General features: G+C 65.4%; 19 protein-coding genes. 10 read left to right on the plus strand and 9 right to left on the minus strand.

The window, feature by feature from the left end:
• Window positions 1–27: 27 nt before the first annotated feature.
• The gene (locus tag N0B28_RS20870; RefSeq protein WP_275728487.1) at window positions 28–1,464 is read right to left on the minus strand and encodes an aldehyde dehydrogenase family protein; all 1,437 of its coding nucleotides are present in this window, start codon (window positions 1,462–1,464) and stop codon (window positions 28–30) included.
• Window positions 1,458–3,098, minus strand: coding sequence for a 5-guanidino-2-oxopentanoate decarboxylase (locus N0B28_RS20875; RefSeq protein ID WP_275728490.1), 1,641 nt, complete (start codon window positions 3,096–3,098; stop codon window positions 1,458–1,460). Before N0B28_RS20875 ends, N0B28_RS20870 begins: the two co-directional genes overlap by 7 nt.
• 113 nt (window positions 3,099–3,211) lie before the next feature.
• Here N0B28_RS20875 and N0B28_RS20880 point away from each other — a divergent pair, with 113 nt between their 5' ends.
• Window positions 3,212–4,078: a LysR substrate-binding domain-containing protein gene (locus N0B28_RS20880; RefSeq protein ID WP_275728493.1), complete on the plus strand. Its 867-nt coding sequence runs from the start codon at window positions 3,212–3,214 to the stop codon at window positions 4,076–4,078.
• A gap of 205 nt (window positions 4,079–4,283) precedes the next feature.
• Here the strand turns inward: N0B28_RS20880 and N0B28_RS20885 are convergent, their stop codons facing one another.
• Both N0B28_RS20885 and N0B28_RS20890 read right to left on the minus strand, forming a co-directional pair.
• Entirely contained in the window at window positions 4,284–4,898 is a 615-nt protein-coding gene (locus tag N0B28_RS20885) for an NAD(P)-dependent oxidoreductase (protein ID WP_043860774.1), read from the minus strand.
• 29 nt (window positions 4,899–4,927) lie between these two features.
• Complete coding sequence (locus N0B28_RS20890) at window positions 4,928–5,812, minus strand: MBL fold metallo-hydrolase (RefSeq protein WP_078479555.1); 885 nt, start codon at window positions 5,810–5,812, stop codon at window positions 4,928–4,930.
• 105 nt (window positions 5,813–5,917) lie between these two features.
• On the opposite strand from N0B28_RS20890, the gene N0B28_RS20895 reads away from it, so the two are divergent.
• Window positions 5,918–6,826, plus strand: a complete 909-nt coding sequence (locus N0B28_RS20895; RefSeq protein ID WP_275728498.1) for a LysR family transcriptional regulator — start codon at window positions 5,918–5,920, stop codon at window positions 6,824–6,826.
• A 74-nt stretch (window positions 6,827–6,900) separates the two neighbouring features.
• Window positions 6,901–7,074 (plus strand): hypothetical protein, encoded by a 174-nt coding sequence (locus N0B28_RS20900; protein ID WP_167400210.1) that lies wholly within the window; start codon window positions 6,901–6,903, stop codon window positions 7,072–7,074.
• Here the strand turns inward: N0B28_RS20900 and N0B28_RS20905 are convergent.
• On the minus strand, window positions 7,067–7,945 hold the full coding sequence (locus N0B28_RS20905; protein ID WP_078479554.1) for a helix-turn-helix domain-containing protein: 879 nt from the start codon (window positions 7,943–7,945) through the stop codon (window positions 7,067–7,069). The two genes, N0B28_RS20900 and N0B28_RS20905, sit on opposite strands and share 8 nt — an antisense overlap.
• Before the next feature lie 139 nt (window positions 7,946–8,084).
• Here N0B28_RS20905 and pobA point away from each other — a divergent pair, with 139 nt between their 5' ends.
• Together pobA and N0B28_RS20915 are read left to right on the plus strand one after the other, a co-directional pair.
• On the plus strand, window positions 8,085–9,275 hold the full coding sequence (pobA, locus tag N0B28_RS20910) for a 4-hydroxybenzoate 3-monooxygenase (protein WP_196932605.1): 1,191 nt from the start codon (window positions 8,085–8,087) through the stop codon (window positions 9,273–9,275).
• A gap of 108 nt (window positions 9,276–9,383) precedes the next feature.
• The gene (locus tag N0B28_RS20915; protein WP_196932635.1) at window positions 9,384–10,787 is read left to right on the plus strand and encodes an MDR family MFS transporter; all 1,404 of its coding nucleotides are present in this window, start codon (window positions 9,384–9,386) and stop codon (window positions 10,785–10,787) included.
• Here N0B28_RS20915 and N0B28_RS20920 read toward each other — a convergent pair whose 3' ends face one another.
• On the minus strand, window positions 10,788–11,672 hold the full coding sequence (locus N0B28_RS20920; protein ID WP_043860769.1) for a DMT family transporter: 885 nt from the start codon (window positions 11,670–11,672) through the stop codon (window positions 10,788–10,790).
• A gap of 151 nt (window positions 11,673–11,823) precedes the next feature.
• Complete coding sequence (locus N0B28_RS20925) at window positions 11,824–12,456, minus strand: TetR family transcriptional regulator (protein WP_043860768.1); 633 nt, start codon at window positions 12,454–12,456, stop codon at window positions 11,824–11,826.
• A 261-nt stretch (window positions 12,457–12,717) separates the two neighbouring features.
• Here N0B28_RS20925 and N0B28_RS20930 point away from each other — a divergent pair, with 261 nt between their 5' ends.
• From N0B28_RS20930 to N0B28_RS20945, 4 genes are all read left to right on the plus strand, one after another.
• Window positions 12,718–13,869: an efflux RND transporter periplasmic adaptor subunit gene (locus tag N0B28_RS20930; protein ID WP_054914799.1), complete on the plus strand. Its 1,152-nt coding sequence runs from the start codon at window positions 12,718–12,720 to the stop codon at window positions 13,867–13,869.
• A gap of 3 nt (window positions 13,870–13,872) precedes the next feature.
• Window positions 13,873–17,028 carry a multidrug efflux RND transporter permease subunit TtgB gene (ttgB, locus tag N0B28_RS20935; RefSeq protein ID WP_043860766.1) on the plus strand — a complete coding sequence of 1,052 codons (3,156 nt, stop codon included), beginning with the start codon at window positions 13,873–13,875 and terminating at the stop codon, window positions 17,026–17,028.
• Window positions 17,025–18,479, plus strand: a complete 1,455-nt coding sequence (locus N0B28_RS20940; protein ID WP_043860765.1) for an AdeC/AdeK/OprM family multidrug efflux complex outer membrane factor — start codon at window positions 17,025–17,027, stop codon at window positions 18,477–18,479. The genes ttgB and N0B28_RS20940 overlap by 4 nt, the downstream gene beginning before the upstream one ends.
• Before the next feature lie 200 nt (window positions 18,480–18,679).
• Complete coding sequence (locus N0B28_RS20945) at window positions 18,680–19,933, plus strand: OprD family porin (RefSeq protein WP_058540912.1); 1,254 nt, start codon at window positions 18,680–18,682, stop codon at window positions 19,931–19,933.
• A 97-nt stretch (window positions 19,934–20,030) separates the two neighbouring features.
• Here N0B28_RS20945 and N0B28_RS20950 read toward each other — a convergent pair whose 3' ends face one another.
• Window positions 20,031–20,933, minus strand: coding sequence for a TauD/TfdA family dioxygenase (locus N0B28_RS20950; protein WP_275728510.1), 903 nt, complete (start codon window positions 20,931–20,933; stop codon window positions 20,031–20,033).
• 181 nt (window positions 20,934–21,114) lie between these two features.
• Here N0B28_RS20950 and N0B28_RS20955 point away from each other — a divergent pair, with 181 nt between their 5' ends.
• Window positions 21,115–22,041 (plus strand): LysR family transcriptional regulator, encoded by a 927-nt coding sequence (locus tag N0B28_RS20955; RefSeq protein ID WP_088515518.1) that lies wholly within the window; start codon window positions 21,115–21,117, stop codon window positions 22,039–22,041.
• Here N0B28_RS20955 and N0B28_RS20960 read toward each other — a convergent pair.
• On the minus strand, window positions 21,998–23,044 hold the full coding sequence (locus N0B28_RS20960) for an ABC transporter substrate-binding protein (RefSeq protein ID WP_043860761.1): 1,047 nt from the start codon (window positions 23,042–23,044) through the stop codon (window positions 21,998–22,000). The two genes, N0B28_RS20955 and N0B28_RS20960, sit on opposite strands and share 44 nt — an antisense overlap.
• Window positions 23,045–23,061: the final 17 nt, after the last annotated feature.

Genomic DNA, 23,061 nt, shown 5'->3' on the forward strand with positions numbered 1-23,061 from the left:
AGGATCCGGCCTTGCCGGCGAAGAACGCTACACCGCCCTCACCACATGCTTGACCTCCTGAAAAGCCGCCAGCCCCCAGGGCCCCAGCTCGCGCCCCAGGCTGCTCTGCTTGTAGCCACCCCACGCTGCCTGCGGGAAGATCACCTGCGGTGCGTTGATCCACACCAGCCCGGCCTGCAGTTGGTCGGCCACCCGTTCGGCGGCCGCCGGGTCTGCACCTACCACGCTGGCCACCAGCCCGAACTCGCTGTCGTTGGCCAACGCCACCGCTTCGGCTTCGCTGGCCACCCGACGCACGCACAGCACCGGGCCGAAGATTTCCTCGCGCCACAGCGCACTGTCCAGCGGTACCTCGGCAAACACCGTGGGCTCGATGAAGTACCCAGCGGCGTGTTCGAGCGGCTTGCCACCGCACAGCAAGCGCGCGCCGCTGTGCACGCCACGCTCGATGTGCCCCAGCACGCGCTGGTACTGGGCCTGGTTGACCAGCGGCCCCATGTCGCTGTCGCCGGCAAACGGGTCACCCACCCGGATCGCCGCAGCCCGTGCCTTCACCCCGTCGACAAAGGCGTCGTACAGCGCATCGGCCACCAGCACGCGGCTGGTGGCCGAGCACATCTGCCCGGCATTGAAGAAGCCGCCGGCACAGGCCAGCTCGAGCGCCAGCTCCAGCTCGGCCGACTCCAGCACCAGCAATGACGACTTGCCGCCCAGCTCCAGGCTCACCCCCTTGACCGTCTCGGCCGCGCGCTGCATCACCTGCACGCCGACCGCATTGCTGCCGGTGAACGACACCTTGGCGATACGCGGGTCGCTCGTCAGCGGCGCCCCCACCGCCAGCCCGGTGCCGCACACCAGATTGAACACCCCCTCCGGCAGGCCGCATTCGGCGATGATCCGGGCCAGTTCCAGCTCGGCCAGGGGCGTGACCTCCGACGGCTTGAGCACCACGCAGCACCCTGCCGCCAACGCCGGGGCCAGCTTCCAGGCGGTGGTCACCATCGGGAAGTTCCACGGCACGATCAGGCCGACCACACCGCACGGCTCGCGACGCAGGCGGGCGCTGAAATCCTCGCTGGGCAAGGCCAGCGGCTGGTCCTGCTGCCTGTCAAGCGCCTGCGCCAGGCCCGCGTAGTACTCGAACGTCGCCACCACATCGTCGACGTCCATCGCCGACTCGGCCAGGGGCTTGCCGTTGTTGCGCGATTGCAGTTCGATCAGTCGCTCGCGGCGGGCCTCCACACCCCGCGCGATCCTGTGCAGCAGCTCGCCACGGTGCGCCCCGGTGGTACGCGACCAGCCGGCAAAAGCGGCCTGCGCCGCCGTGGCGGCACAGGCGACTGCATCGCCATCGCCCCCGGCCACCTCGGCCAGGGACTGCCCGGTGCTCGGGTTGATTACCGTGAGCGGCTGCGCGCCGTGATGCCACGCGCCCTCGATGTAGATACCGGGCAGGTTCAGCATGGTTGCACCGCCTGCATCCACGCTGCCTGGTCGACCTCGATCAGGCTCGGGCCACTGCGTTGACGGGCACGCAACAACGCCTCGCGCAGTTGCGCCACCCCGCTCGCCGCTTCGGCGGCGCAACCGAGGGCCTTGGCCACGCCAATGAAATCGGGGGTGTGGATATCCACGCCCACCGGTTCGATGGCGCGGTTGAGCATGTACTTCTTGATCTCCTCGTACCCCTGGTTGTTCCACAGCAACACGATCAGCGGCACCTGCGCCTCCACCGCACTGGCCAGCTCCGGCAGGGTGAACTGCAAGCCGCCGTCGCCGATCAGGCACACCGCAGGCAAGCGTCGATCCGCCTGCTCCGCACTGCCCAGCCACGCGCCCATGGCCGCCGGCAAGGCGTAGCCGAGGGTGCCGTAGCCGGTCGAGGCGTTGAACCAGCGGCGCGGCTGGTCGAGGTCCAGGGTCAGGTTGCCGGTGTACACCGGCTGGGTCGAATCACCGACCAGCACGGCATCGGGCAACGTCTGCAGCACGCTGTCGAGGAACAGCGTCTGCGCCCGCGTGGCCGCATCCCATTCGCTGGCCAGAGTATCGCGCAGGCGCGCTGCCCGCGCCGCGCCCCACTCGCCTTCGCGCAGTGGCGCCGGCTGCTCGGCCAGGGCCAGCAACAGGGCCTGCGCCGCCTGCTCTGCATCGGCCACCAGTGCCACCCTGGGCGGGTAGTTGCGCACGCACTGGTCCGGGTCGATGTCGATGCGCAGCAGGGTGCCGGGGATCTCGAAGCCGCCCTTGAAGGTGACGTCATAGTCGGTTTCGGCCAGCTCGGTGCCGATCGCCAGCACCACGTCGGCCTCGCGCACCAGTGCACGGGTCGCCACCAGCGACTGGGTCGAGCCGATCAGCAGCGGGTGCCCGGAGGCCAGCACGCCCTTGGCATTGATGGTGAGTGCAACGGGCGCCTGCAGGTGCTCGGCCAACCGGGCGAGTGCGGCGCCTGCGTCGATGGCACCGCCACCGGCCAGGATCAACGGGCGGCGGGCAGCGGCCAGCAGCGCCGCCATGCTCGCCACCGGCCCTGGCGCGGCACCGGCGCGGGCGATGTGTACCGGCTCGCAGCCAAGCAGGTGATCGGCGTCTTCGACCAGCACGTCCAGCGGGATCTCGATATGCACCGGGCGCGGGCGCGCGCCCTCGAATACCGCAAAGGCACGGGCCAGCACGGCCGGCAGGTCATCGGCGCTCATCAGTGTGTGCGAGAACGCCGCCACACCGCTGACCAGCGCGCCCTGGTTGGGCAGCTCGTGCAGCTTGCCGCGACCGCCGCCCAGGGCATTGCGCGACTGCACGCTGGAGATCACCAGCATCGGGATCGAGTCGGCATAGGCCTGGCCCATGGCGGTGGTGATGTTGGTCATGCCCGGGCCGGTGATGATGAAGCACACCCCAGGCTTGCCACGGGTACGGGCAAAGCCGTCAGCCATGAAGCCTGCGCCTTGCTCGTGGCGCGGGGTGATATGACGGATGGTCGAGCCGGCAAGGCCGCGGTACAGCTCGACCGTGTGCACGCCGGGAATGCCGAAAACATGGTCAACGCCATAGTTTTCGAGGAGTTTTACCAATACTTCGCCGCAAGTCGCCATGGTGGTCTGCCTGGAATCATTCTGGAACAAGGCCTGATTGGACCCGCCAGGCGCTACCGGCACAATGCAAAAATCCTCATACTAGCCATGTCTACAGCTCATGGCTTACCCCGATGAAACGCCTGCCTCCCTTGCCTGCCCTGCACACCTTCCTGATCACTGCGCAATGCTGCAACTTCACCCGTGCGGCGCAGCAACTGCACCTGACCCAGGGCGCGGTGAGCCGCCAGATCGCCGGCCTGGAAGCACACCTGGGCTACGCGCTGTTCGTGCGCCAGGCACGCGGCCTGAGCCTGACCCGCGAGGGCCAGGACTGGCTGCCGCGGGTGCAGCAGGTATTCGGGCTGATCGAGGAAGGCGTGCAGCAGGTGGGCGCGCAGCGCACCACCTTGCAACTGAAGGCGCCGACCTGCGTGATGCGCTGGTTGCTGCCGCGCCTGATGGAATGGCAGGCGCTGCACCCGGAAGTGCCGGTGGAGCTGACCACCACCGTGCAGCACGGGGTGGATTTTCGCCGGGAAGCGTTCGATGCGGCGGTGGTGTATGGCGCCGAGCCTGATCCGGCCCTGCAGGTGCTGAAGCTGTTCGATGAACAACTGACACCGGTGTGCGCGCCGCAGTTGCCGTTGCGCACGCTGGATGATCTGCAGCAGCACATGCTGCTGCATCCGGCGCGGGACGAGAAGGACTGGGCGACCTGGCTTGGCGCAGCCGGCGTGCCACTGCCCAGGCAAGGCCGGCGCCAGCATTTCGAAACGTTGGACATGGCCATGTCGATGGCGTCCCAGGGCACCGGGGTGGCGATAGGGGATTGGGCGTTGATCGGCGATGACCTGGCCAGCGGACGGCTGGTGATGCCGTTCGACCTGCGGGTCAAGACCGGCAAGGGCTATTACCTGGTGCGGCCCGCGCAGGTGGCGGCGCCGGAGTTGATGGCCTTGCTGGAGTGGTTGGGCGGGCAGGCAGGGGCACCGCGTTGATGCATTCGCCGGCAAGGCCGGCTCCTATACCTGTAGGAGCCGGCCTTGCCGGCGAATGCTTTCTAGGCTCTGTACGAAAAGCCTTGATACTCGGTGATGCTGCGTTGAAAACAGCCTCGGAATGCTCATTTACAACCCGTAAACTCCGCTTCCTCGGCTGTTTTCGCCTTGCCTGACCTTCGTCTCAAGACTTTTCATACAGCCCCTAGTACCCCACAGTAAAGCGCTGACGCGAATGCGCTGGCTTCTCTACCTCATCGAGCAACGCAATCGCATAGTCGGCAAAGGTGATCCAGCTCCTGCCCTTCGCGTCGACCAGCAGGTGATCCTTGCCCACCCTGTAGCTACCGGTGCGCTCGCCTTCGACGAACTCCGCCGACGGCGACAGGAAAGTCCAGTCCAGTTGCTGCTCCTGACGCAAGGCCTGCAGAAAATCGCCACCTGCGCTCGCCTCGGCCTTGTAGGCCTCGGGGAAGTCCGGCGCGTCGATCACGCGCTCCCCTGACGGCAGCAGCAGGCTGCCCGCCCCGCCCACCACCAGCAGGCGCTTGACCCCGGCCTTCTTGACCGGCCCGATGATCGCCTGCGCCGGCACCGTGGCAAAGTGCGCGGCGCTGAGCACCACGTCATGCCCGGCAACGGCCTGCTCCAGCCCCTCGCCCCGGGTCACGTCCAGGGCTACCGTGCTCACCCCTTCGCGCCCCTGCAGGCGCGACGGGTCGCGGGCAATGGCGGTGACGCTGTGGCCACGGCGCAGGGCCTCTTCCAGCAACTGGCTGCCGGCACGTCCGGTAGCACCGATGATTGCGATCTTGCTCATGGAAACCTCCGATCAGGATTGAACGACACTTACCACTTCATTTCGCCCTTGGCGACCTTGGCGCCGAGCTCCAGCGAGCTCTCCTCGCCCAGGCCGGGGTAACGTTTTTTCATTGCAGCGACCAGCTCGGCCGAGTTGGCCGCCCTGGCGGTTTCGGCATCGAAGGCGCGGATGTAATCGGCGGTGAAGCGCACCGCCTCGAGCGACCCCTTGCTCTGCCCCAGGTAATGCCCCGGCACCACCGTCTGCGGCGCCAGCTGCTCGATGCGCGCCAGGGTCGCGAGCCAGTCCTTGTGCGACTGCGCCGACTGGGTGTCGGCCATCCACACGTGCAGGTTCTCGGCCACCACTACCCCGCCGACCACCGCCTTGATCGACGGGACCCATACAAAGCTGCGGTCGGGCTGCGGGCCGTCCAGGCCGATCACTTCAAGACGCTGCCCTTCAATGGTGAGCACGTTGCCGGGCAGCACGTCAGGCACGATGAGCCGGGCTGGCTTGTCGGCCCCCATCTGCGGGCCCCAGTAGGCAAGCTTGGCAGCCATGGTCTGCTTGATGTGCGCGACCGTCGCCTGCGACGCCAGCACCTTGGCCTTGGGGTAGGCACGGGTCAGGGTGTCGAGGCCGAAGTAATAGTCCGGGTCGCCATGGCTGATGTAGATGGTGGTGAGTTGCTTGCCGCTATCGCGAAGCTTCTTCAGCACCTGCTCGGCCTGGCCCTTGCCGAACTGTGCATCCACCAGAATCGCCTCGTGCTGGCCACTGACGATCACCGAGCTGACCGGAAACAGCGCCTCGCTGCCGGGGTTGTACACGTCCAGTTTCAGCGGTGCGTCGCCGGCAACGGCCTGGGTGATCGCACCGAAAGCGGCACACGCCAGCAGCAGGCGACGCAGGGAAAAGAAAGCAGCCATCAAGCAATACCTGTTCAAGTCATCGATGAGGCACAGCTTAGTTGCACAAACCATCACAAAAAATGCGATGCTCCAACATAGTTTGTTTCTGAAATCGGGCAGATCATGGACCGTCTCACCGCAATGAAGGTGTTCGTCAGCGTAGTCGACCTGGGCAGCCAGTCGGCCGCCGCCGACCAACTGGACCTGTCACGCCCTGTGGTTTCGCGTTACCTGGCCGAGCTGGAGGACTGGGCGGGGGCGCGCCTGATGCAGCGCACCACGCGCAAGCTGAGCCTGACTGCCGCCGGCCTGGAAACCCTGCCGCGCTGCCGGCAGATGCTGGAACTGGTGGGCGACCTGCACGCGGCAGTGGGCGCCCCGGATGACGCCCCGCGGGGTGAACTGCGCATCAGCGTCAGTACCTCGTTCGGGCATGCGCAACTGGTGGAAGCGGTAGCGGACTACGTCAAGCGCTACCCGCTGGTGAAGGTCGACCTGCAGATGCTCGACCGCACGGTCAACCTGGTGGACGAACGCATCGACCTGGCCATCCGCGTCAGCAACGACCTGGACCCCAACCTCATCGCCCGCCGCCTGAGTGTGTGCCGCTCGGTGGTGTGCGCCTCGCCAGCCTACCTGCGCGAGCACCCCGTACCGCGCCAGGTGCAGGACCTGAGCCAGCACAACTGCCTGACCCATTCGTACTTCGGCCACAGCCTCTGGCATTTCGAGGTCGACGGCGAACAGGTGTCGGTGCCGGTGCAAGGCAATATCAGCGCCAACGAGGCCCTGACCCTGGAGCGCGCCACCCTGGCCGGCACCGGTATCGCCATGCTGCCCACCTACCTGGTGTGGCAAGCCCTGCGCAGCGGCACGCTGGTACGCCTGCTGCCCGAGGCCAGGCCCCGCGAACTGGGCCTGAACGCGGTGTACACCTCGCGCAAGCACATGCCCGCAACCCTGCGCAGCATGCTCGACTTTCTGGCGGCACGCTTCACCGACCCGCCCCACTGGGACCACGGCCTGGACTGACCGGCAGGCACCTGGCGCAATGCTGGCCTATGCTTGTAGAAGCATCTGTGTGCGGGATACAGGAGGTTGGTGCCATGACCCTGAAATCCAGAAAGTGCGCTGCCCTGTTGGCCATCACTGCCGTGCTCGGGGTGTACGGGGCAGCGGCGTATCGGGTCGAGCTGCTGCGCCAGCAACCCTATGCGGCGTCCAGCTGCAGCTCCGCCCACTGCCTGCCCCATGCCGGCACGCTGAGCGTGGTCAGGTAGCCAGCGAAGGTTCACGACGACGAAAGTCGCGGGGCGAGAGGCCGGTCATGCGCCGGAAGAAGCGCGAGAAGTACGCCGGGTCGGCAAAACCCAGGCTGTCGGCCAGCTGGTTGATCGTGAGGCTGGTGTAGATCAGGTCGCGCTTGGCTTCCAGCACGATGCGCTGGTGCACGATCTGCAGCGCCGACTGCCCGGCCAATGCCCGGCACAAGGTATTGAGCGTTGCCACCGACACCCCCACCTGATGCGCCAGTTGCTCCACGCTCGGCTGCTGGCGAAACTGCTGCTCCACCAGCCCGTTGAAACGCTGCAGGTACTCGCGCCCACGTTCCGGCACCTGGGCACCGGCACTGCGGCGCAACTGTTGGCGGCTGATCCACACCACCATCAGGTTGATCAGCGAATGCAGCTGCAACTCGCGCCCGGGCAGGTCCTGCTGGTACTCGGCCTGCAGGGTGCTGAACAGGCTGTTGAGGTAATCGGCGTCGGCCCCGGCCAGGTAACTGGCGCCGCGCTGCAGGGCGGCTGGCACACCCGTCAGTTGCCGCTGCAGCACCTCCACCAGCGGCGCCGCCAGAGTCACCACATAACCATCGACGTCTTCGGAAAAGCGAAAGCCGTGCACGCACAGCGCCGGCACCACCTGGATCGCCGCCTGCTCCAGGCGACACACCTGCCCCTCCAGCTCGATCTCGGCCTGGCCCCTGTACAGGAACAGCAACTGCCACAGGTCGGCATGCCGGTGCGGCTCGATCTCCCACTGGTGCAGGCGGCTGCGCGCCGGGATCGACTCGCTGTGCAGCAGGTCGGGCGTCGGCCAGCCCAGCGTCTCGCCGTACAGCTTGAATACCGGAATCGACACCCTGCTCATCACACCCTCGCTTCCCGACCACTGTCCGATAAACGCACCCATTAGCGAAAAGTACCGCTTTGTGCTCGGTTTGTCCCTTCAGAAGGCCATCCGGCAAGCGAAAAATGCAGGTACTCCAATCATAAAAAGTCCAACAACCATGAAAACCCAAGTCGCGATCATCGGTGCGGGCCCGTCCGGCCTGCTGCTCGGCCAGTTGCTTCACAACGCCGGCATCTCCAACGTCATCCTCGAACGCCAGGGCCCCGACTATGTACTGGGGCGTATCCGCGCCGGCGTGCTCGAACAGGGCATGGTCGAGCTGCTGCGCGAAGCCGGGGTCGGTCAGCGCATGGACGCCGAAGGGCTGCCCCATGCAGGCTTCGAGCTGGCCTTCGACGGGCGCCGCGAGCACATCGACCTCAAGGGCCTGACCGGCGGCCAGGGCGTGATGATCTACGGCCAGACCGAAGTCACCCGCGACCTGATGGCCGCGCGCGCCGACAGCGGTGCGACCACGGTCTACCACGCCGAGAACGTGCGCCCGCACGACATGAAGACTGGGCAGCCCTACGTCACCTATGAAAAGGACGGCCAGCAGCATCGCCTGGACTGCGACTACATTGCCGGCTGCGACGGTTATCACGGGGTGGCACGCCAGTCGATTCCAAGCGAGGCGCTGCAGGTGTTCGAGCGGGTCTACCCGTTCGGCTGGCTGGGCATCCTGGCCGATACCCCGCCGGTCAGCGACGAGCTGGTGTACGCGCGCCACGAACGCGGCTTCGCCCTGTGCAGCATGCGCTCGCCTACCCGCACCCGCTACTACGTGCAGGTGCCGGCCGAAGAGAAGGTCGAGGACTGGTCGGATGAGCGCTTCTGGGAGGAACTCAAGTCGCGCCTGCCCGACGAGTTGGCCGAGCGCCTGGTCACCGGCCCGTCGATCGAGAAAAGCATCGCCCCGCTGCGCAGCTTCGTGGTGGAGCCGATGCAGTACGGGCGCCTGTTCCTGGTCGGCGACGCCGCGCACATCGTGCCGCCCACCGGCGCCAAGGGCCTGAACCTGGCCGCCAGCGACGTCAGCACGCTGTACAACATCCTGCGCAAGGTCTACGCCGAAGGCCGCACCGACCTGCTGGACCGCTACTCGGCGATCTGCCTGCGGCGCATCTGGAAGGCCGAACGCTTCTCGTGGTGGATGACCTCGATGCTGCACCGCTTCCCCGACAGCGACGCCTTCAGCCAACGTATCCAGCACACCGAGCTGGACTACTTCGTGGGCTCCGAGGCCGGGCGCAGGACACTGGCAGAAAACTACGTGGGCCTGCCCTACGAGCCCATCGAAGACGCTTAGCAGGCTATCGAGTACACTGGGCAGCACCCCGGTCCACTTGCCCAGAGCTGCCCCGTGACGCAATTGAACACTCCGCAACCCGCCCTGCGCAGCGTGCTCGTCGCGCTGATGCTGGCGATCTTCCTCGGCGCGCTGGACCAGACCATCGTCGCGGTCTCGATGCCGGCGATCTCCGCGCAATTCAACGACGTGACCCTGCTGGCCTGGGTGATTTCCGGCTACATGGTGGCCATGACCGTGGCGGTGCCGATCTACGGCAAGCTCGGCGACCTGTACGGCCGACGGCGCATGATCCTGACCGGTACCGGGCTTTTCACCCTGGCCTCGCTGTTCTGCGCGCTGGCACAGAACATGGAGCAACTGGTGCTGGCGCGGGTACTGCAGGGCATCGGCGCGGGCGGCATGGTGTCGGTCAGCCAGGCGATCATCGGCGACTTCGTGCCGCCCCGCGAGCGCGGTCGCTACCAGGGTTATTTCAGCAGCATGTATGCCCTGGCCAGCGTCGCCGGCCCGGTGTTGGGCGGGCTGCTGACCGAGTACCTGTCGTGGCGCTGGGTGTTCTGGCTGAACCTGCCGCTGGGGCTAACCGCCTGGTGGGTCACCGAGCGTACCCTGCGCGGGCTGGCCACGCCGCAACGCAAGGCGCAGGTGGACTACCCCGGCGCGGTGCTGTTGATCTTGGGCCTGACGGCCCTGCTGCTGGGCATCACCCTGATCGGCCAGGGCCAGCCCATCGGGTCCGGCCCGGTTGCCGGCCTGCTGCTGGCAGCCCTGTTCGGGCTGGGCGTATTCGTGCTGCACGAACGCCGCGCCGTCGAGCCACTGCTGCCGTTGCAGCTGTTCGGCAACCGGGTGGCAGTGCTGTGCTGGTGCACGATCTTCTTCACCAGTTTCCAGGCCATCTCGCTGACCATGCTGATGCCGCTGCGCTTTCAGAGCATCACCGGGGCGGGGGCCGACAGCGCCGCCCTGCACCTGCTGCCCCTGGCCATGGGCCTGCCGATCGGCGCCTATTGCGGCGGCCGCCTGACCAGCCTGACCGGGCGCTACAAGCCGCAGATTCTGGGCGGTGCACTGTTGATGCCGGTGGCGATCATCGGCATGGCCCTGAGCCCGATCGACGGCGTGCTGCTCAGTGGCGCGTTCATGCTGCTGACCGGCATCGCCTCGGGCCTGCAGTTCCCCACCTCGCTGGTGGCAACCCAGAGCGCAGTGGAGCCACGGGACATCGGCGTGGCGACCAGCACCACCAACCTGTTCCGCTCGCTGGGCGGGGCGATGGGCGTGGCCTGCATGTCGGCACTGCTGCTCAGCCTGCTGAACGACAGCGGCTTCAGCCTGGCCGGTGAGGCGTTGATCGGCAGCCTCAAGGACGGCCAGGCCAGTGCGGCGGTGCAGGCGCAGTTGCTGCAGACCTTTCGCAACCTGTTGCTGGGTAGCGCCGCCGTCTCCCTGCTGGGGCTGTCGGCGGCACTGGCATTGCCCAACCGCGAGCTGCGCGGCCGGCAGTAGTCAGTTGCGCCGCTGCGCCCAGGCCACAGCCAGGCCGCTCAGGCAAATGACCGCAATGCCAACCACGCCGTAGGCGTCCGGGGTGTGATTGAAAATGAGGTAGCCGTACAGGCCGGCGAACAGGATCTGCCCGTAGCTGAAGGGCGCCAGCATGGCCGGCGCGGCGTGCCGGAAGGCCTGGGTCAGCAGCATGTGCCCGAGCATCCCGCAGGTGCCCAGGCCGATCATGAACAGGCCATGCCCCAGGGTCGGCATGCTCCAGAAGAATGGCACCAGCGCGGTCATGATCAGGCTGTTGAAGATGCCGGTGAGAAAGTTGCTGGTGGTCGGGCTGTCGATGCCGCTGAGCTTGCGCGTGAGCAACTGGTAGCAGCCAAAGCAGAAGGCCGAACACAACGGCAGCAGGATTGCGGGGGTGAACAGCGCCCCGCCCGGGCGCACCACGATCAGCACGCCGACAAACCCGGCCAGTACCGCCAGCCACTGGGCGCGGCTGACCCGTTCACCCAGCAGCGGTACCGACAATGCGGTTACCAGCAGAGGCGCAAGGAAGTTCACGGCGGTGGCTTCGGCCAGGGGGATGTAACGCAGGCCGGTGGTGAAGAACAGGCTGGTGCCGATCAGGCACAGCGCCCTGGCCAGTTGCAGGCCGGGGCGGCGTGTACGCACCACCGCCGAGAAGCCGCTGCGCGGCACGAACACCACCAGCATCAGCAGGGTGTGCACCACATAGCGCGCCCACACCACCATGACGATGGCATAGAAACCGGAAAGGTATTTGGACAGGGCATCGTGGCTGGCGAACAACAGCACCGCCATGCACATCAGGGCGATTGCCTTGAGCGGCTGCTCGGCACCTTTGAGGGTCGGGTTGTGCGCACTCATGCCAGGGCTCTATGAAAAGTTGATGGTCCTTGGGGGCAGACTACCCGGTCACCGACTACCGTTCCAAGCAGCGCCGGTGTTTTTTGTTGACCGGGCACAGGGCACGACAGGGAAACGTCCTATGCCAACCTTCACAAATGCTCACAAATGCTCAATTGCGCAGCGACGGGCTCAAGCGCAGCATATCCAGCCCGGTATCCACCCACCGCTCGGCATCCCCGGCAATATCGAAACTGTCCGGCAGCAGCAGCCAGCTGCCAATGATGCCGTCGATGTAAGCGAATATTGCAATAGCGGCACGCTGCGGGTCCATGTCCGCAGGCAATTGCCCACGCCTGACTGCATTGGTCAACGTCAGCGCTATACGCTCGTAGCAGTCGCGGGTCGTGGCCTGGCGCTGCTGACGGATCTCACACATGTCATCGGTGAATTCACACTTATGATGCAGGATCTCATTGATGCGCCGGGTACGCGGCTCGTGCAGCATCTGCTGCATCAGTTGAATCAGCAACTTGCGCATGCAGCCCAGCGGATCCGGCTCGTCTTCGCTCTCGCCGGCCTGGGCCAGCGCCTCGATCGGCTCACGCAAGCTGTCGAGCAGGGCCTGCACCAGTTCGCCCTTGTCCTGAAAGTGCCAGTAGATGGCACCCCGGGTCACCCCGGCCAGCTTGGCGATATCCGCCAGGGTGGTACGCGCCACCCCACGGGCATGGAAAGCTTTTTCGGCGGCCTCGAGTATCTGTTGGCGGGTTTCCTGAGCTTCCTCTTTGGTGCGACGGACCATGGCAGTACAACCTCATCAAGGAGCCGGACGCGCGCTGCGGGCGTCCGGGTTCTGAGCCGGTATGGCCACTGTCGGGCCCTCTACCGGGTGTCTTAATCAAGCCTGTGGTCACCTCGACAAGGTGCGCCACGGGTATTTACAAACAAGCATGAATGTAAGTATATTCCTTAGCATCCTACTTATCCACCCGGAATTAATTTTCCCTTCATCCCGTTTCCATTACTCTTGAGCGTCTTCAGCTCTTTCGACCCGAGGATCTTCATGCAATTCAAGCCAGCTGTTTCCGCTCTGGTTTCCGCCGTCGCCCTGGCAACACTGCTCAGCGGCTGTAAAAAGGAAGAAGCGGCGCCTGCGGCGCAAGCTCCTCAGGTCGGCGTCGTGACCCTTCAATCCCAGGCCTATACCCTGACTTCCGACCTGCCGGGGCGCACCATCGCCTACCGCGTGGCCGAAGTGCGTCCACAGGTCAACGGCATCATTCTCAAGCGTCTGTTCAAGGAAGGCAGCGAGGTCAAGGAAGGCCAGCAGCTGTACCAGATCGACCCGTCGGTGTACGAGGCGACCCTGGCCAGCGCCCAGGCCAACCTGCAATCGACCCGCTCGCTGTCGGACCGCTACAAGCAACTGGTGGCCGAGCAGGCCGTGAGCCGTCAGGAATACGACGACGCACAAGCCAAACGTTTGCAGGCTGAAGCCTCGCTGCGCAGCGCACAGATCGACCTGCGCTACACCAAGGTGCTGGCGCCACTGAGCGGCCGTATCGGACGCTCGATGTTCACCGAAGGTGCGCTGGTCAACAACGGCCAGGCCGATGCCATGGCGGTGATCCAGCAGCTGGACCCGATCTACGTCGACGTCACCCAGTCTTCGGCCGAGCTGCTCAAGCTGCGCCGCGAGCTCGAAAGCGGTCAACTGCAGAAGGCCGGCGCCAACGCCGCCAAGGTCTCGCTGAACCTGGAAGACGGCACCACCTACACCCACGAAGGCCGCCTGGAGTTCTCCGAAGTCTCGGTCGACCAGACCACCGGCTCGGTAACCCTGCGCGCCGTGTTCCCCAACCCCGAGCACAACCTGCTGCCAGGGATGTTCGTGCATGCACGCCTGGCCGCCGGCGTGAACGCCAACGCGATCCTCGCCCCGCAACAAGGCGTGACCCGTGACCTCAAGGGCCAGCCCACCGCGTTGATCGTGGACAAGGACAACAAGGTCGAACTGCGCCAGCTCAAGGCCAGCCGTACCGTTGGCAGCGACTGGCTGATCGAGGAAGGCCTGAAGCCGGGCGACCGCCTGATCACCGAAGGCCTGCAGTTCGTCAAGCCGGGCGTCGAGGTCAAGGTCAGCGAAGCCACCAACGTCAAGCCTGCCCAACCGTCCCAGGCCAATGCAGCGTCAGCAGGGGCCAAAGGGGAATAAACCATGTCGAGATTCTTTATCGATCGCCCCATCTTTGCCTGGGTAATCGCCCTGGTGATCATGCTGGTCGGGGCCTTGTCGATCGTCAAGTTGCCGATCAACCAGTACCCGAGCATCGCGCCGCCGGCCATCGCCATCGCCGTGACCTACCCGGGCGCCTCGGCGCAGACCGTGCAGGACACCGTGGTCCAGGTGATCGAGCAGCAGCTCAACGGTATCGACAACCTGCGTTATGTGCAGTCCGAGAGCAACTCGGACGGCAGCATGACCATTACCGCCACCTTCGAGCAGGGTACCAACCCTGACACCGCGCAGGTCCAGGTGCAGAACAAGCTGAACCTGGCCACCCCGCTGTTGCCGCAAGAAGTGCAGCAGCAGGGTATCCGCGTGACCAAGGCAGTGAAGAACTTCCTGCTGGTGATCGGCCTGGTGTCCGAAGACGGCAGCATGACCAAGGACGACCTGTCGAACTACATCGTCTCCAACATGCAGGACCCGATCTCGCGTACCGCCGGTGTGGGTGACTTCCAGGTGTTCGGTGCCCAGTACGCCATGCGTATCTGGCTCGATCCGGCCAAGCTGAACAAGTTCCAGCTGACCCCGGTGGACGTCAAGACCGCCGTGGCCGCGCAGAACGTGCAGGTGTCCTCCGGTCAGCTGGGCGGCCTGCCTGCCCTGCCCGGCACGCAGCTCAACGCCACCATCATCGGCAAGACCCGCCTGCAGACCGCCGAGCAGTTCGAGAAGATCCTGCTCAAGGTCAACCGTGACGGTTCCCAGGTCCGCCTGGGCGATGTCGCCGACGTCAGCCTGGGGGGCGAGAACTACAGCGTCAGCGCACAGTTCAATGGCAAGCCGGCTTCCGGCCTTGCGATCAAGCTGGCAACCGGGGCCAACGCACTGGACACCGCCAAGGCACTGCGCAACACCATCGCCGAGCTGGAGCCGTTCTTCCCGCCTGGCATGAAGGCGGTGTTCCCGTATGACACCACGCCTGTGGTCACCGAATCGATCAGTGGGGTGATCCACACCCTGATCGAGGCGATCGTGCTGGTGTTCCTGGTGATGTACCTGTTCCTGCAGAACTTCCGCGCCACCGTGATCACCACCATGACCGTACCGGTGGTATTGCTCGGCACCTTCGGCATCCTTGCCGCAGCAGGCTTCAGCATCAACACCCTGACCATGTTCGCCATGGTCCTGGCCATCGGCCTGCTGGTGGACGACGCCATCGTGGTGGTGGAAAACGTCGAGCGGGTGATGTCCGAAGAGGGGTTGTCACCCAAGGAGGCGACCAAGAAGTCCATGGGCCAGATCCAGGGTGCCCTGGTCGGTATCGCCCTGGTACTGTCGGCGGTACTGCTGCCGATGGCGTTCTTCGGCGGCTCCACGGGCGTGATCTACCGGCAGTTCTCGATCACCATCGTGTCGGCCATGGGCCTGTCGGTGCTGGTCGCGCTGATCTTCACCCCGGCGCTGTGCGCCACCATGCTCAAGCCGGTCAAGAAAGGCGAGCACCATACCGCCAAGCGTGGCTTCTTCGGCTGGTTCAACCGCAACTTCGACCGCAGCGTGCAGAGCTACGAGCGCGGCGTGGGCAACATCCTGCGTCACAAGGCCCCGTACTTCCTGGCCTACATCCTGATCGTGGTGGGCATGGTGTGGCTGTTCATGCGTATCCCTACCGCGTTCCTGCCCGAGGAAGACCAGGGCGTACTGTTCGCCCAGGTGCAGACCCCGGCCGGTTCCAGTGCCGAGCGCACCCAGGCGGTGGTCGACGAAATGCGCGCCTACCTGCTGGACAAGGAGTCCGACACAGTGGCCTCGGTGTTCACCGTGAACGGCTTCAACTTCGCCGGCCGCGGCCAGAGCTCGGGCATGGCCTTCATCATGCTCAAGCCGTGGGGTGAACGTTCTGCCGAAAACAGCGTGTTCAACCTGGCAACCCGTGCCCAACAGCACTTCTTCAGCTTCCGCGACGCGATGGTGTTCGCCTTCGCCCCGCCGGCCGTACTGGAGCTGGGTAACGCCACCGGTTTCGACGTGTTCCTGCAGGACCGCGCCGGCGTCGGCCACGACAAGCTGATGGAAGCGCGCAACCAGTTCCTGGGCATGGCCGCGCAGAGCAAGATCCTCACCCAGGTACGTCCGAACGGCCTGAACGATGAGCCGCAATACCAGCTGACCATCGACGACGAACGCGCCAGTGCCCTGGGCGTGACCATCGCCGATATCAACAACACCCTGTCGATCGCCCTGGGTGCCAGCTATGTGAACGACTTCATCGACCGTGGTCGGGTCAAGAAGGTCTACCTGCAAGGCACTGCCGATTCGCGCATGAGCCCTGAAGACCTGCAGAAGTGGTACGTGCGCAACGCCGCCGGCGAGATGGTGCCGTTCTCTTCCTTCGCCAGCGGCGAGTGGAGCTACGGTGCACCCAAGCTGTCGCGTTACAACGGTGTCGAGGCAATGGAAGTACTCGGTGCGCCAGCCCCTGGCTACAGTACCGGTGAGGCCATGGCCGAGGTCGAACGCCTGGCTGCACAACTGCCAGCCGGTGTCGGCTTCGCCTGGACCGGCATGTCGTACGAAGAGAAGCTGTCGGGCTCGCAGATGCCGGCACTGTTCGCGCTGTCGCTGCTGATGGTGTTCCTGTGCCTGGCGGCACTGTACGAGAGCTGGTCGATCCCGATCGCGGTGGTGCTGGTGGTGCCGCTGGGTATCATCGGTGCGCTGATGGCGGCCAGCATGCGCGGGCTGTCCAACGACGTGTACTTCCTGGTGGGGCTGCTGACCACCATCGGCCTGGCGGCGAAGAACGCGATCCTGATCGTCGAGTTCGCCAAGGAACTGCACGAGCAGGGCCGCAGCCTGGTCGATGCGGCGATCGAGGCGTGCCGCATGCGTCTGCGTCCGATCATCATGACCTCGCTGGCGTTCATCCTGGGCGTGGTGCCGCTGACCATCGCCACGGGTGCAGGCTCCGGCAGCCAGCACGCCATCGGTACCGGTGTGATCGGCGGCATGATCACCGCAACGGTACTGGCGATCTTCTGGGTACCACTGTTCTTCGTAAGCGTGTCGTCGCTGTTCGGTAGCAAGAAGCCCGAAGAAGAGGACGCCAAACCTGAAACCCCACGCTATGAGGCCGGGCAATGAGTAAGTCCCTGTTGTCCCTGGCAGTCACCGCCTTCATTCTCGGTGGCTGCTCGCTGATCCCTGATTACCAGACCCCCGAGTCGCCGGTGGCGGCCCAGTGGCCGCAAGGGCCGGCCTACTCGCCGACCCAGTCGGCCGACGTGGCTGCGGCCGAACAGGGCTGGCGCCAGTTCTTCCATGACCCGGCGCTGCAGCAACTGATCCAGACCTCGCTGGTCAACAACCGCGACCTGCGGGTCGCCGCGCTGAACATCGATGCCTACCGGGCGCAGTACCGCATCCAGCGGGCCGACCTGTTCCCGGCGGTCTCGGCCACCGGCAGCGGCAGCCGCCAGCGGGTGCCGGCCAACGTTTCGCAGACCGGCGAGTCGAGCATCAACAGCCAGTACTCGGCCACCCTGGGCGTGAGTGCCTACGAACTCGACCTGTTCGGTCGGGTGCGCAGCCTCAGCGAGCAGGCCCTGGAAACCTACCTGTCGAGTGAACAGGCGCGTCGTTCCACGCAGATCAGCCTGGTGGCCAGCGTGGCCAACGCCTACTTCACCTGGCAGGCCGACAAGGAGCTGCTGACGCTCACCGAAGACACGCTCAAGACCTACGAGCAGAGCTATGCCCTGACCCGTCGCAGCAGCGAAGTCGGCGTGGCCTCGGCCCTGGACCTGAGCCAGGCGCGTACCTCGGTCGAGGGCGCACGGGTCAAGCTGGCCCAGTACCAGCGCCTGGTGGCGCAGGACCTGAACAGCCTGGCCGTGCTGGTCGGCACCGGCGTGCCGGCGAACCTGCCCAACGGCATGAAACTCGACAGCGACCTGCTGGCCGACGTGCCGGCCGGCCTGCCGTCGGACGTGCTGCAGCGTCGTCCCGACATCCAGGAGGCCGAGCACCTGCTCAAGGCCGCCAACGCCAACATCGGCGCGGCGCGCGCAGCGTTCTTCCCGAGCATCAGCCTGACCGCCAACGCCGGGACCCTGAGCCCCGACATGGGCGGGCTGTTCAAGGGCGGCTCGGGCACCTGGCTGTTCCAGCCGCAGATCAACCTGCCGATCTTCAACGCCGGCAGCCTGCGTGCAAGCCTGGACTACTCGAAGATCCAGAAGGACATCAACGTCGCCAAGTACGAAAAGACCATCCAGACTGCCTTCCAGGAAGTCTCCGATGGGCTGGCGGCGCGTCAGACCTTCAACGAGCAGTTGCAGGCCCAGCGTGATCTGGTCGAAGCCAACCAGGACTACTACCGCCTGGCCGAGCGTCGCTACCGTATCGGTATCGACAGCAACCTGACGTTCCTGGATGCCCAGCGCAACCTGTTCAGTGCCCAACAGGCCCTGATCAGCGACCGGCTGTCGCAGCTGGTCAGCGAGGTCAACCTGTACAAGGCCCTGGGTGGCGGCTGGTACGAGCGCACCGGTGATGCCCGCCAGCAAGCGTCGATCGAGTCGCCCAAGGGTTGATTCGATAGCGTGGCGACACAACAGCCCACCCTTCGCGGTGGGCTTTTTTGTGCCTGCAAGCCTGCCCCTACCAAAAGTAACCAGACAGTTAGTGTTCGGTTATCGCCCAATTCCGCCTGTAACGAATTGATTCCCTCCTGCCTGCCACAGCACCATCCATCCGCCATCGCCCCAACATAAAAACAAGAGACGCCCTAACGATGAACACTTTCCAGCCCGCACGTCACCTGTTCCCCGGCCTGCTTGCCATGAGCTGCGCCCTGCCCGCCCTGGCCGACGAAGGGGGCTTTGTCGAAGACGCCAAGGTTGGCCTCAACCTGCGCAACTTCTACATCAACCGCAACTTCGTCGACCCGGCCAACCCCCAGGGCAAGGGCGAGGAATGGACCCAGAGTTTCATCCTCGACGCCAAGTCCGGCTTCACCCAGGGCACCGTCGGCTTCGGCGTCGACGTGCTGGGCCTGTACTCGGTCAAGCTCGACGGCGGCAAGGGTACCGCCGGCACGCACCTGTTGCCGGTACACGATGACGGCCGCCCGGCCGATGACTTCGGACGCCTGGGCGTGGCGCTCAAGGCCAAGGTCTCGAAGACCGAGCTGAAGGTCGGCGAATGGATGCCGGTACTGCCGATCCTGCGTTCGGACGACGGCCGCTCGCTGCCGCAGACCTTTCGCGGCGGCCAGCTGACCTCCCAGGAAATCGACGGCCTGACCCTGTATGCCGGGCAATTTCGCGGCAACAGCCCGCGCAACGACGCGAGCATGGACGACATGTCCATGAACGGCCGCGCCGGTATCACCTCCGACCGCTTCAACTTTGCCGGTGGCGAGTACACCTTCAACAACAAGCGCACCCTGGTCGGGGTGTGGAACGCCCAGCTCAAGGACATCTACAACCAGCAATACATCAACCTGGTGCACAGCCAGCCGCTGGGCGACTGGACCCTGGGCGCCAACCTGGGCTACTTCATCGGCAAGGAAGACGGCGCCGAGCGTGCCGGCAAGCTCGACAACCGCACCGCCTCGGCGCTGCTTTCGGCACGCTATGGCAGCAACACCTTCTACGTGGGGCTGCAGAAGGTCAGCGGCGACGACTTGTGGATGCGGGTCAACGGCACCAGTGGCGGCACCCTGGCCAACGACAGCTACAACGCCAGCTTCGACAATGCCAAGGAGCGCTCCTGGCAGCTGCGTCACGACTTCAACTTCGCCGGGCTTGGCGTGCCGGGGCTGACCCTGATGAACCGCTACATCAAGGGCGACAACGTGCACACCGCCGTGGTCAGCGACGGCAAGGAATGGGCGCGGGAATCGGAGCTGGCGTACGTGATCCAGTCCGGCAGCCTGAAGAACCTGTCGTTCAAATGGCGCAACTCGACCATGCGCCGCGACTTCAGCACCAATGCATTCGACGAGAACCGCCTGATCGTCAGCTACCCGATCAGCTTTCTCTGAACCCCTTCGCCGGCAAGGCCGGCTCCTACAGGCCCGCGCTACCCTTGTAGGAGCCGGCCTTGCCGGCGAATAGGTATGTTCAGACACTACAAACTCATTACCCCTTCAGCGTGCGGCTACGCTGCCCCTGCACCCCCACCGGCACATCCCCCTGCAGCGTCACCCGGCGCACCACGCGCCCCTGGGTACCGTAGTCATCCACCGCATAATGCTGGGTCGCGCGGTTGTCCCAGATCGCCACGTCCCCGGCCTGCCAGCGCCAGCGCACGGTGTTCTCCAGGCGCGTCACATGGCTCTGCAGCAGGTTGAACAGGTGATCCGAATCGGCCTTCGAATAGCCCTTGATGCGCTTCACGAAATGCCCCAGCAGCAGGTGCTTCTCACCGCTCACCGGGTGCACCCGCACCACCGGATGCTCGGTCTCGTACACCGTCGAAGTGAACACCTTGCGGTAGTTCTCCAACTGCTCCAGGCTCACGTTCGGCTTGGTCGCGGCATAGTCGTACTCGTTGCTGTGCACCGCCCACAACTGCTCGGCCAGCGCCTGCAAGGCCGGTGACAGGTCATCGTACGCGCTGGCGGTATTGGCCCACACCGTATCGCCCCCCGACGCCGGCGCCACCACCGAACGCAGGATCGACGCCTTGGGGTACGCCTCGACGAAGGTCACGTCGGTGTGCCAGGAGTTGGCCCGACGCCCTTGCCCGCCATCGAGTTCCAGCAGGTAGCGGGTGCCGTCGCGCACCGGCACGGTCGGGTGCGCGATGGGCTCGCCCAGCAGGTGCGCGAAGGCTTCCTGGGTCTGGTCGTCCAGCTGCGTCTGGCCCCTGAAGAAGATCACCTTGTGCTGCACCAGCGCGGCCTGGATCGCCTCCACCACCGCCGGGGCCAGGTCGGCGCCCAGTGTCACCCCACTAATTTCGGCACCGATGCGCCCGGCCACCGGATGAATCTCCAGCGCATGGCTGACAGGTGCTGCGGCAAATGCGGCGTTGCTCATGGTTCGTCCCTCATCGGTTGCGTCACGGTAAGTGCCGATGAAACTCTGGCGCTATCTATATGCAAATAAGCTCTAACAGATATGCAAGTGCTTCATTGACGGAATAAGAGCTTGCATTTAAAACCCAGACTCCCGGGGCGGCAAATACCTTCGCCCTATTTTTGGAATGCCGGAAAAGCATATGGATCTTCGCCAACTGCGCTACTTCATCGCCCTCACCGAACACCGCAGTTTCGTGCGCGCCGCCGACGCCATGGGCATCACCCAGCCCGCCTTCAGCCGCAGCATCCAGGGCCTGGAGCAGGAGTTCGGCTGTGTGCTGGTGGACCGCGCCAACAAGGATCTGCGCCCCACGCCCGAAGGCCAGGTGGTGCTGCAGCACGCCCTGCGCCTGGTGCAGGGCGCGGCGCAGCTGAGCAGCGAGGTGCAGCAGATGACCAAGCTCGATGCCGGCGAGCTGCGCTTTGGCTGCGGCCCCGCACCGGCGGTGAACCTGGTGCCGCAGGCGGTGGCGCAGTTCATCAACGCCCACCCCAAGGTGCGCACGCATTTCGAGGTTTCAAACTGGGAAACGCTCAGCCGGGCGCTGAGCCGCGAAGAGATCGAGTTCTTCGTCGCCGACATCCGCCACTTCGAAGCCGACCCCAACTTCCAGACCCTGGCCCTGACCCCGCGCCGCGGCCTGTTCTTCTGCCGCCCCGGGCACCCGCTGCTGGCCAAGGACAGCCTGTCGACCAACGACATGTTCGACTACCCGCTGGCCTGTTCGCTGATTCCGCCAGGGGTGCGCAAGCTGCTGGCCAACCTCAGCGGCAAGACCGACTTTTCGCCGCAGATCCAGAGCGAGCACCAACCCACCCTGCTCAAGATCGTGCTCGGCACCAATGCCATCGGCATCGGCAGCGAAGAGGCCTACGGCGCGGCGGTGCAGGCCGGCGAACTGGTGCGACTGCACTGGCGCAACCTGCCGGCCAACCTCGACAGCTTCAATGCCCGCTGCGGCATCGTCAGCCGCAGCGGCTACCGCCTGTCCCCTGCGGCGCGGGCGATGATCGAGACCCTGATCAACCTTGACCGCCAGCCTGCGCCACAGGCGCTGGTCGGGTAGCCTGCGGCGCCAGCCACTGGTCGACCTTGAACGGTTTGCGAATCAGGCGTTGCTGCGCGGCGAGGTCCACCGAGGCTTGCAGGCGGGCGAGAAAGTCGGGGTCCAGGGTCGAGTCGAACACCGCGCTCAGGCGCTCCTGGCTGAGGTCACGCTGCAGGATCGCCGGCGGGTAGCTGGCACGCTCCGACACCAGCTGGATGTAGGCGTCCTTGTTGGCATCGTCGGTCAGCCATTGCACCGCCGGCTGCTGCGCGGCGACGAACTTCTCGACCACTGCCGGGTACGCATCGACGAAGGCGCCGGCGGCCACCAGCACCGCCTGCACATTGCCCGCCCCGCCCAGATCGCGGGTATTGAGCGGCAGTTCGGCCAGGCCGCGATCGGCCAGCGCACTGATGCCGGTGGAACCCCAGGTGGCGTCGATCTGCCTGGCCGCCAGGGCGGCGATAGCCGCGCTGAAATCCAGGTTGATGACCTTGAGGTCCTTCTCGCTCAGGCCCTGGCTGGCCAGCGCGGCATCGAACGAAAGCTGCGTGGCGGTGCCACGGAACACGGCCACGCGCTTGCCCTTGAGGTCCTGCAGGGTCTTGATGCCGCTGCCCGGCACCACCCCAAGGTAGTGTTTGACCCCGCGCGCGGTGGCGGCCACCAGGCGGGTGTCGACGCCATTGGCCTTGCCGATGATCGCCGCCAGGTCGCCCAGGTAGGCGAAGTCCACCTGGCCATTGGCGAACGCCTCGTTGATGACCGGCCCCGCACCCTTGAAGTAGTTCCACTGGATGCTGATGCCGTCGGCGGCGAAGGCTTTCTCCAGCAGCTGTTGCTGTTGCAGCACGTCGGTGATGCCACCGCCCGAATGCTGGGTGCCGGCACTCAGGTCGGGCACCGCGATGCGGATCTGCTTGAGCTCGGCGCCCTGCGCCAGTGTCGGCATCCAGCCGATCACGGCGGCCAGTGCGGGGGTGGCGAACAGGCTGAAAACACGATTGATCGACAGGTTCATGGCACACAGCTCCTTGT

The sequence above is a fragment of the Pseudomonas sp. SD17-1 genome, assembly GCF_029201585.1.
GTDB classification, from domain to species: Bacteria; Pseudomonadota; Gammaproteobacteria; order Pseudomonadales; family Pseudomonadaceae; genus Aquipseudomonas; species Aquipseudomonas palmensis.

Bases quoted from the DNA above. Each gene is read 5' to 3' on its own strand.
- N0B28_RS20960 (WP_043860761.1), bottom strand. From the start codon at position 23,044: ATGAACCTGTCGATCAATCGTGTTTTCAGCCTGTTCGCCACCCCCGCA.
- N0B28_RS20890 (WP_078479555.1), bottom strand. From the start codon at position 5,812: ATGGCTGCTTTCTTTTCCCTGCGTCGCCTGCTGCTGGCGTGTGCCGCT.
- pobA (WP_196932605.1), top strand. From the start codon at position 8,085: ATGAAAACCCAAGTCGCGATCATCGGTGCGGGCCCGTCCGGCCTGCTG.
- N0B28_RS20885 (WP_043860774.1), bottom strand. From the start codon at position 4,898: ATGAGCAAGATCGCAATCATCGGTGCTACCGGACGTGCCGGCAGCCAG.
- N0B28_RS20895 (WP_275728498.1), top strand. From the start codon at position 5,918: ATGGACCGTCTCACCGCAATGAAGGTGTTCGTCAGCGTAGTCGACCTG.
- N0B28_RS20915 (WP_196932635.1), top strand. From the start codon at position 9,384: ATGCTGGCGATCTTCCTCGGCGCGCTGGACCAGACCATCGTCGCGGTC.
- N0B28_RS20870 (WP_275728487.1), bottom strand. From the start codon at position 1,464: ATGCTGAACCTGCCCGGTATCTACATCGAGGGCGCGTGGCATCACGGC.
- N0B28_RS20930 (WP_054914799.1), top strand. From the start codon at position 12,718: ATGCAATTCAAGCCAGCTGTTTCCGCTCTGGTTTCCGCCGTCGCCCTG.
- N0B28_RS20880 (WP_275728493.1), top strand. From the start codon at position 3,212: ATGAAACGCCTGCCTCCCTTGCCTGCCCTGCACACCTTCCTGATCACT.
- N0B28_RS20875 (WP_275728490.1), bottom strand. From the start codon at position 3,098: ATGGCGACTTGCGGCGAAGTATTGGTAAAACTCCTCGAAAACTATGGC.
- N0B28_RS20940 (WP_043860765.1), top strand. From the start codon at position 17,025: ATGAGTAAGTCCCTGTTGTCCCTGGCAGTCACCGCCTTCATTCTCGGT.
- N0B28_RS20900 (WP_167400210.1), top strand. From the start codon at position 6,901: ATGACCCTGAAATCCAGAAAGTGCGCTGCCCTGTTGGCCATCACTGCC.
- N0B28_RS20945 (WP_058540912.1), top strand. From the start codon at position 18,680: ATGAACACTTTCCAGCCCGCACGTCACCTGTTCCCCGGCCTGCTTGCC.
- N0B28_RS20905 (WP_078479554.1), bottom strand. From the start codon at position 7,945: ATGAGCAGGGTGTCGATTCCGGTATTCAAGCTGTACGGCGAGACGCTG.
- N0B28_RS20955 (WP_088515518.1), top strand. From the start codon at position 21,115: ATGGATCTTCGCCAACTGCGCTACTTCATCGCCCTCACCGAACACCGC.
- ttgB (WP_043860766.1), top strand. From the start codon at position 13,873: ATGTCGAGATTCTTTATCGATCGCCCCATCTTTGCCTGGGTAATCGCC.
- N0B28_RS20925 (WP_043860768.1), bottom strand. From the start codon at position 12,456: ATGGTCCGTCGCACCAAAGAGGAAGCTCAGGAAACCCGCCAACAGATA.
- N0B28_RS20920 (WP_043860769.1), bottom strand. From the start codon at position 11,672: ATGAGTGCGCACAACCCGACCCTCAAAGGTGCCGAGCAGCCGCTCAAG.
- N0B28_RS20950 (WP_275728510.1), bottom strand. From the start codon at position 20,933: ATGAGCAACGCCGCATTTGCCGCAGCACCTGTCAGCCATGCGCTGGAG.